Raw genomic sequence first — 837 nt, forward strand, 5'->3', positions numbered from 1 at the left:
TCTAATAATACTTTTTAATCCTAGGAGTGTCATTAATCTGAGAACCGTTTTATGATTAATTAAAACACCTTTATTTCTTAGATCTAAAGTAATACGCCTGTAACCAAATCTGCCTTTATGCAGATGATAAATCTGCTTGATCAGCTCTTTAATATATTTGTATTTATCTTCTATATGATATTTTTTTTCGTAGTAATAGTAACTACTACGTGCCATATTCAGATGACCCAGCATAGTGCCAAGATCATACTGATGCCTTAATTCTATTATGGCTTGCGTTTTAAATTCTTTATTTCCGCGGCTTGAACTAAGGCATTGTACTTTTTTAGAAGAGCATTTTCACATTTTAATGATTCTATCTCTAGTAAAAGTTCTTCTTCTCTAGTCAGGGGTTTATCAGATTTCTTTTTGGCTCTCTTAATAGTCATAGATTTAGGTCTTCCTTTAGGTTTGCACTCTAAGCCTGAGTTTCCTTGGTCTTTGTACCTTTTTTGCCATTGAATAATAACGGCTTGACTGGGAATATTAAATACAACACAGGCATCTCTCAAAGATAAAGACTTCTTCTTAATTTCTCGCAATACATGTTGCTTAAAAGTTGTGCTGTAATTTTGCTTTTTTCGAGGCAAAAGACCTTCTGCACCATAATACTGATAAAACTTAATCCATACTCTGAGAGTTGATTCATCGAAATTATTTTCCTTGGCAACTGAATAAACTGGAATGTTGTTTTTTAAAACTTTATTTATACAGCCAAGCTTAAACTCATAATCATATTTTACTCTTTTTTCCATAAAAATGCCCCCAAATAGTGTCTAACTTTTTGGGGGCAGTTCA

The 837-nt window shown here is 32.5% G+C and carries 2 protein-coding genes; both read right to left on the reverse strand.

All coding sequences use genetic code 11. From position 1 onward, the window contains the following. Positions 1-216: IS3 family transposase (locus KHA90_RS25130; protein WP_213308284.1), on the reverse strand; the 216-nt coding region annotated here is incomplete at its 3' end. A gap of 50 nt (positions 217-266) precedes the next feature. Beyond that, positions 267-794 (reverse strand): transposase, encoded by a 528-nt coding sequence (locus KHA90_RS25135; protein WP_213308286.1) that lies wholly within the window; start codon positions 792-794, stop codon positions 267-269. Positions 795-837 lie beyond the last annotated feature (43 nt).

The sequence above is a fragment of the Flavobacterium psychroterrae genome, assembly GCF_018380615.1.
In the GTDB taxonomy this organism is placed as follows: Bacteria; Bacteroidota; Bacteroidia; order Flavobacteriales; family Flavobacteriaceae; genus Flavobacterium; species Flavobacterium psychroterrae.